An 8,160-nucleotide genomic window follows, 5' to 3' on the forward strand; every position below is an offset into this window, starting at 1 on the left:
CGTTATGGTAACCACCACGCAACACAATATGAATTACTTCACTAAACTTGGGGTTTTGGCCCTGGGCGGGCTCTTACTGGGTAACGGTAAGGTGCAGGCGCAGGTAACGTCTCAACAGATCAACAAGAACTTCACGGGCGACAGCTCCAACATCAACATGGGCCGCCTGCAGGTGTCTTCGTCGAACCCCAAGGCACCGGTAGCCACCGACGGTATCCTGACGGTGCGCATCGACACCTTCCCCGCGAGCAACCCCAATGCGCGCGCAAGGGGCCTGCTCGTGTTTTTGCAGCGCGACAACCTCGGCGCCACCAACAACACGAAGGGCTTCTACTACTGGGACGGCACGGCCTGGTACCCGCTCTACGGCGGCAACTTTAACTCGCCGTGGGTGCGCAGCAACACGACCAACGCCACCACGCTCCGAGTGGGCACGGATCGGGTAGGGGTGGGCACCAACACGCCGGATAACTCCGCCCTGCTCGATCTGTCGAGCACGAACAAGGGTGTGCTGCTGCCGCGCGTAGCGCTGACGGGCATCAATGATGGTACGACCATTCCGAGCCCTGCCAACTCGCTGCTGGTGTTTAATACCAATGCAGCGCTGACCGATGGCGCCGGCTATTACTACAACACCGGCACTTCGGCAGCTCCCGTTTGGATGAAGCTGACGGCGGGCCCGGGCGCGGCCGGTGCAGACGGCAAGACGGTACTCAATGGTACGGCTGCTCCTGTCGCAGGCACAGGCAACAACGGCGACTTCTTCATCAATACGGCCACGAACGAGATCTATGGACCCAAGACCGCAGGCGGATGGGGTACCGGCACCTCGCTGGTAGGGCCGCAAGGTGCTACCGGTGCCACAGGTGCTACCGGTGCTCAGGGTGCTCAAGGCATCCAAGGCGCTACCGGCGCCACGGGTGCAGCCGGTACGAACGGTACCGCAGGTGCAGACGGCAAGACGGTGCTGAATGGTACTGCCGTTCCTACGTCGGGCCAGGGAGCGATCGGCGACTTCTTCATCAACACGACAGCCAATACGATCTACGGTCCCAAGACCGCGGGCGGCTGGGGTACGCCCACGTCGCTGGTGGGACCCCAGGGTGCAACCGGTGCTACGGGCGCCACGGGTGCTCAGGGTATCCAAGGTGCCCAGGGACCGCAGGGTCTTCAGGGTGCTACGGGTGCTGCAGGCGCCAACGGTGCCAACGGTGCTCAGGGGCCTCAGGGTATCCAGGGTTCGACGGGTGCTACCGGCGCTACGGGTGCCGCAGGTGCGGATGGCAAGACGGTGCTCAATGGTACGGTGGCTCCGACCACGCAAGGCGTCCTCGGCGACTTCTATATCAACACGGCTACCAACCTGATCTACGGTCCGAAGACCGCAGGTGGCTGGGGTGCCGGCACTTCGCTGGTAGGCCCTCAGGGTGCCGCCGGCTCCAACGCTACGGTGACCGCGTCCAACGGCCTCTCTGCCACGAGCGGTAACGTGACCCTGGGCGGCGCGCTGACACAGGTGACCACCATTGGCACCACCGCAGCCAACACGCTCACCGTAAACGGCGCTGGCGCCGTGAACCTCGGCACCGGCACAGGTGCAACGGCCCTAGGTAACAGCACGGGTGCAACCAATATCAATGGATCCACCACGGCCATCAACGGCGGCAACGTGGGCATCGGCACAGGCGTAACGGCTCCCTCCAACACCCTGCACGTAGCCGGAACGGCGCGCATCACCACCCTCGCCAGCGGCACCTCGGCCGACAGCGTGGTAACGGTAACTCCGAGTGGGGTGCTCAACAAGCGCAGGGCCTCCGATATCGCCGACAACTCCGGTGTGTTCGTACGCAACGGCCTGAACGAAGCTTACCTGCGCGTGAGCACCGACTCCGTAGGCATCGGTACACAAACACCGACCGCCAAGCTGGATGTAACCGGCGGCAAGATCCATATCGACGGCGCCAACGCCATCACCACCACGGCTACCAACAACATCTTCCTGGGTAAGAGCGCCGGCAATGGCAGCACCACGGGCACCGAGAACATTTTCGCGGGCACCAACAGCGGCCAGGCAAACACCACGGGCAGCAACAACGTGTTTTTCGGCAACGACGCCGGCTACACCAATAGCACGGGCTCCTTCAACGTGTTCAGCGGCTTCCAGAGCGGCTACCGCAACACCACCGGCGCCTACAACGTGTTCAGCGGCTACCGGGCCGGCTACAGCAACACCTCGGCAGGCGAGGGCGTGTTCGTCGGCTACTTGACCGGCTACAGTAACACTACGGGTGAGAACAACACGTTCACCGGCTTCCAGAGCGGCAGTGCCAACACCACCGGCAGCTACAACACGTTCAGCGGCCACAACAGCGGCTTGTACAACACCACGGGCGGCAACAACTCGTTCTTCGGCCGCGGGGCGGGCCGCAACAATACCACGGGTAACAATAACTCGTTCTTCGGCTTCCAGGCCGGCGTGGCCAACACCGGCGCCGAAAACGTTTTTCTCGGTACCCAGGCCGGCTACGGCAATGCGGGCAGCAACAACGTGTTTATCGGCAACGATGCCGGCTTCAGCAACTCGACGGGCAGCAACAACGTGTTTACCGGCATCAATGCCGGCCGCAACAACGGAACCGGCAGCAACAACATCTTCACCGGCAACCAGGCCGGTTTCAAAAACACGTCGGGCACCAACAACGTGTTCCTGGGCCCGCTGAGCGGCTACAACAACACCACGGGTAGCGAGAACGTGTTCCTCGGCTCCAACGCCGGCCAGGCCAACACCACCGGTGCCAACAACACGTTTCTCGGTAATAACGCCGGCTACAGCAATACCATTGGTTATAACAACATCTTCATTGGTATCCAAGCCGGCCAGGCCAACACAACGGGCAGCGAGAACTATTTCTCCGGCTCGCAGGCCGGCTTAAGCAACAGCACGGGCAGCAACAACCTGTTCCTGGGCAATAACGCCGGCTTCACCAACAGCACCGGCGCCTACAACCAGTTCACGGGCTTCTCCAGCGGCTTCAGCAATACCACCGGCACCAACAACCTGTTCAGCGGCAACCAGAGCGGCTACTTCAACACCACCGGCGGCGGCAACATCTTCACCGGCGCCATCAGCGGCTACAAGAACACGACCGGTTCCTTCAATGTATTCTCCGGCTACCAGAGCGGCTACAACAACACCACGGGCGGCAACAACGTATTCACCGGCTACCAGAGCGGCATGTCCAACACCACGGGTATCCAGAATGTGTTCTCCGGCTATCGTGCCGGCTACGCTAACACGACCGGCAACAACAACACGTTCACCGGCGTCAACAGCGGCTACAACAACACCACGGGCTACAACAACGTGTTCACCGGCGCCAACAGCGGCTACGGCAACACCGAGGGCTTCAACAACGTGATGCTGGGCCGTGATGCGGGCTTCGTCAACAACACCGGTAGCGAAAACGTGTTCTTCGGCTCCCAGGCCGGCCGGTTGAACACCACCGGCAGCAACAACGTATTCAGCGGCAACGATGCCGGCTACAGCACCACCACGGGCGGCAACAACTCGTTTGTGGGCTTCCAGGCCGGCTACCACAACACCACGGGCAGCAACAACTATGCACTGGGCTATAATGCCGGCCCGTCCACCGGTGCTCTCACCAATGCCGGCGCCATCGGCTTCAGTGCCCGGGTGGCCGTTAGCAATGCGCTGGCGCTCGGTGGTACGGGTGTCAACGCCATCAAAGTAGGCATCGGCACCACCACGCCCACGAAAGAACTCCATGTGGTCGGCAACGGCTATTTCACCGACTCCCTCGGTCTCGGCACGGCAGCACCGGCTGCCCGCCTCGATGTGGCCGGAAGCAAGATCTTCATCAACGGTGCGAACGCGATCACCATTCTGGGCCCTTCCTCCACCGCCGGCACACTTATCGGAAATAACGCCGGCACAGCCCTTACAACAGGCGACTACAACACATTTGTGGGCACGAACGCCGGCTCTGTAACAACCACCACGAGCTTTAACACATTTGTGGGCTTCAATGCCGGGCGCGACAATACCGGTGGCTACAATACGTTCAATGGCGTAAATGCCGGTCTGCTCACTACTACCGGCGCCAATAACACCATGATGGGCGTGAATGCCGGCAATACCAACACCACCGGCTCGAACAATGTGATTATCGGCACCAATGCGGACGTTGCCAGCGCCGCCCTCTCCAATGCCACGGCCATCGGTTATAGCGCCTCGGTGTCTGCCAGCAACAGCTTCGTACTGGGCGGCACTGGCGCCAACCTCGTGAATGTGGGCATCGGCACCACCGCGCCCAATTCGCGCCTCAGCATCACTCCCTCGGCCACGGAGGCCAAGATGACGCTGTTCGATGGCGGCAGCACCACCGCCCATTACGGCTTCGGCATCTCGTCTAACCAGTTGAACTATGACGTGATGAACGGTGCGAGCCACGTATTTCACGTGAACAGCAAGAACGGCAGCGGCTCGGAAGTGTTCCGTTCGAATGCCGCCGGTGCCTATATCCGCACCGCCGGAGGTCCGCAGCTGGGCATCACCACCACTACCGGTGCCATCAATAGTGTACCGGCAAACGCCACCGGCAACATTTACTATGAAGTGATCGGCCTGGAGAACCACGTATTCGGCGGCAACGTGTCCCCTAATGGAGACAACGCCCTGATGCTGGGTCTTCCCACGGCCCGCTGGTCGGCAGTGTATGCGGCAAACGGCACGATCCAGACTTCGGACAGCCGGTTGAAGACGAACATCAGGAATTCGGGCTATGGCCTGAAAGACGTGATGAAGATGCGTCCCGTAACCTACAACTGGAAAAGCGAGGCGACCACGAATCCGATGGTCGGTTTCATCGCCCAGGAAATGGAGCAGATCGTGCCGGAAGCCGTTGTGGCTCCCAAAGCGGCCGGCGAGCATTACGGGATGAAGTACACGGAGCTGGTTCCTGTGCTCACCAAAGCGATCCAGGAGCAGCAGGCAACGATCGAAGAACTGAAAACACGCAGCCAGCAGCAGGAGCAAATCAACCAGCAGCTCGAGAAGCGCAACCAGCAGCTCGAAGAGCGCCTGCAAAAGATCGAGAAGCTGCTGCAAAGCAAGAATTAAAAAACCACTCCGGCGTGGACACCGGTTGTCGGCAGCAGCCGGCGCCACAACGCCCGGAAAAATAACAATCCAACAATCCGCAGTAACCCCGCTCGCCGCAAGGCAGCGGGGTTTTGTGGTGACGGGAAAGCATTGTTCGTCAAAAGCGACCGATGCTGTTCGGTGACGTGCACGGTGCCCGGCAGTACCTGTTGTTGCGGCGCGGTGGAACGTACCCGACTCACGACCAGGCGATCCAATAAAAACCGCTATAAAAAACGATGCATATGAAACTCCTTTTTCACCAGCCCTCCAACCTGCTCTGCCTGCTTTTCTGGATCCTGCCCCTGGCCGGAATGGCGCAGGCCACTCCCGCCACCGATGGCGACCCCGTGCCCGAGCTGCATGCCGCCCCCTCGCGGGCAGCGCGCATGCCGGCCCGCCCCGCCGACTCGGTGCGGCGCCTGCTGGCCAGCCAGTGCGACCGCAAAGCGCCGGTGTTCATCTTCGCGCCGTCGCTCAACCACGATCTCTACCTGTTCAATCCCTTTGCCTATAGCGGGAAGCTCGACGTGCTGCTGTACAGCAAGGAAGGACAGCTGCTGGCACGGCAGCAGCTCAAGCTCGCCAACGACCTCCTCGAGCTCAAGATGCACCCGCACTACCGCGGCGAGTACTTCGTACAGGTGTCGGCGCCCGGCTTCGTGGTGGCCAAAAAGATCCGGAAAAGAGGGTAGGAGCGTCTCCGGATCGATCCCCCCGCAGGTGGTCGACAGGCGTGAGGTGTCAGGCGTCAGAAGGACATTGACGCCTGTAGGAAAGTCCCCGCTCACGCCTCACGCCTCACGAAAGCCGGGGCTTTGCGGTCGGACGCTGCGGTACGCCCCGGATCGTCTGCCTCGCAGAAGCGATGGATGCGCCACTCGCCGTCTTCGAATTCAAGCGCCGTAAGGCTGGCACACCAGTTGCCCGGATGGAGCCGGCTGATCCGCCCGTTGCCGAGGGTCCACGTGCGCCCGCCGGAATCCCCGGCAGGGCCTTCCTGCACGAAATCGAAGCCGTGCTCGATCCCGGTGGCGGCAGCGGCAGGCCCGAAGAAGTTGCTGCAGGAGACGGCGCTTTTGAAGCGGTCGATCACCCGGCCCGACAGGAAGCTCCTGTTGACGAAGCGACCGGCTGCCAGGAGGCAGCCGTAGCCGGCGGCGCCCAGCCGGGCCAGCCATGGGGCCCGCTGCATCGACACATCGAACACACTACCGGGAAAGCACCACGCGCTGCGGCCACCGGGTAGCTCCAATGCAACCTTGCTGGCGATGCGGATGTTGCCGAAGCGGAAGCCGGCAAGCCGGCGCAGGGGATCGTTGTGGCTGCCGGGAAGGTACCAGATCTGCACCCCTTTCCCGGCCCAGCCCAACAGGTGCCGGATCACCTTCCGGTGACTCCCCGGCCAGAAGCCGGTACCGGATGATTCCCTGTCGATGCTGTCGCCGTTCACCACCACCGTTTCCGGACGAATGCTTTTCAGGTAGTGGAGCAGCTCGCGGGACGGGCAGCCACGGGAGCCTAAATGCAACCCGGAAAGCACGACGGCCTGTGGGCGGCGTTTTTTCATCGGCACGTATTTTTTCAGGTGGCTAAATCGGGTGCTGCGCAGAACGAAGCGCCGGCCGGAAGCCGGGAGCGTGTTGTATTGTGGGTAGCTGGCGTGCACGTGCGTTTGTTTTCCAAAACAACAACGGGTGTGTGACCCCTGTGTTAGCCCTTCATTACCTTTCCGTGAAGACCGCAGCAGCTGTGCCGCGGAGCAGCAGGTTTTGCGCAGGTGCCGTATCCTTCCCGAACGTTTCGGCCGTAGCTTCGTTTGATCACCATGCGCACCTTCTTTCAACGATTCGCCCTGCCGCCACTGCTCTTCTGGTGCAGCCTCGCGCTAGCCTCCTGCATCCCCGTGCGCGGGCTCGGCGACCGCCCGTCGGAGGCGGAGCGGCAACGCTTCAGCACGCTGAAGCAGCACAACGGCAGCACCTTCTTCAATCACCCCGACTACTTCGGCGGGCCTGCCGCACCGCGGCGCAAAAAGAAGTTCTCCGTGCTCCGCATGGCGCGCTTCCTGATGGCGCGGCCGGAAGAGACGCGCCCGGAATATGCGCTGCCGGTAGTCCCTTTCGGACTGGATGCCCTTGGGCCTGACGATGCGGAGGTGGTCTGGTTCGGGCATTCGACGGTGCTGGTGCGCGCCGGCGGCGCCACCGTTCTGTTCGACCCCGTGTTCCGCTCCTCCGTGGGCCCCTACAAGGGCGCCGTGCCGGCCTTCACCGGCACGCATATCGACCCCTCCAAAGACCTGCCGCCCATCGATGCCGTCGTGATCTCGCACGATCATTACGACCACCTCGATTACCCCACGCTCCGACGCCTGCGCAAAAAGATCCGCCGCATCATCGCGCCGCTCGGCGTGGCCGCGCACCTGCGGAAATGGGGCTTTGCCGACTCCGTGCTCCACATCGTGAACTGGCAGGATTCGGTGCGCCTCAACGCGCAGGTGTCGGTGATGGCCGTGCCCGCCTTCCACCGCTCCGGCCGCCGCTTCCGCGACAACGAAACGCTGTGGGCCTCCTATGTGCTGAAGGCCGGTGGCAGGCGGATCTACTTCAGCGGCGACACGGGCTACAGCGGCCACTTCGCCGCCATCGGGAAGCAATACGGTCCCATCGACCTGGCGCTGCTGGAGTGCGGGCAATACAACGAGAAGTGGCCGCACAGCCATATGTTTCCCGAGCAGACGGCGCAGGCCGCCGCCGACCTCGGCGCGCGCGTGCTGCTCCCGATCCACTGGGCCAAGTTCGCCGAGTCGGAGCACCCGTGGAACGAGCCGGTGCAGCGGCTGCTGCGGGCGCGCCCGGCGGCGCCCGTGGTGGTGCCGATGATCGGGCAGCCGCTGCGCTTTGGTACGCCTTTTCAGCAGGTGCGGTGGTGGGAGTAGCGGGCGGCCGGTGCGCCTTCCCCTCGCAACGCAGGTGCTGAATGCACTGGTAAGCCCG

4 protein-coding genes are annotated in these 8,160 nt (G+C 62.4%); 3 read left to right on the forward strand and 1 reads right to left on the reverse strand.

The features are described 5' to 3' along the window. The first annotated feature begins 28 nt into the window (after positions 1–28). Positions 29–5,140 carry a tail fiber domain-containing protein gene (locus tag ABD937_RS14990; RefSeq protein ID WP_345256569.1) on the forward strand — a complete coding sequence of 1,704 codons (5,112 nt, stop codon included), beginning with the start codon at positions 29–31 and terminating at the stop codon, positions 5,138–5,140. A 266-nt stretch (positions 5,141–5,406) separates the two neighbouring features. Continuing rightward, positions 5,407–5,856: a hypothetical protein gene (locus tag ABD937_RS14995; protein WP_345256570.1), complete on the forward strand. Its 450-nt coding sequence runs from the start codon at positions 5,407–5,409 to the stop codon at positions 5,854–5,856. 92 nt (positions 5,857–5,948) lie between these two features. Here ABD937_RS14995 and ABD937_RS15000 read toward each other — a convergent pair whose 3' ends face one another. Continuing rightward, positions 5,949–6,731, reverse strand: coding sequence for a metallophosphoesterase family protein (locus tag ABD937_RS15000; RefSeq protein ID WP_345256571.1), 783 nt, complete (start codon positions 6,729–6,731; stop codon positions 5,949–5,951). 258 nt (positions 6,732–6,989) lie between these two features. Here ABD937_RS15000 and ABD937_RS15005 point away from each other — a divergent pair, with 258 nt between their 5' ends. After that, on the forward strand, positions 6,990–8,102 hold the full coding sequence (locus tag ABD937_RS15005; RefSeq protein WP_345256572.1) for an MBL fold metallo-hydrolase: 1,113 nt from the start codon (positions 6,990–6,992) through the stop codon (positions 8,100–8,102). Positions 8,103–8,160 lie beyond the last annotated feature (58 nt).

It is taken from the genome of Flaviaestuariibacter amylovorans (assembly GCF_039541815.1).
In the GTDB taxonomy this organism is placed as follows: Bacteria; Bacteroidota; Bacteroidia; order Chitinophagales; family Chitinophagaceae; genus Flavisolibacter; species Flavisolibacter amylovorans.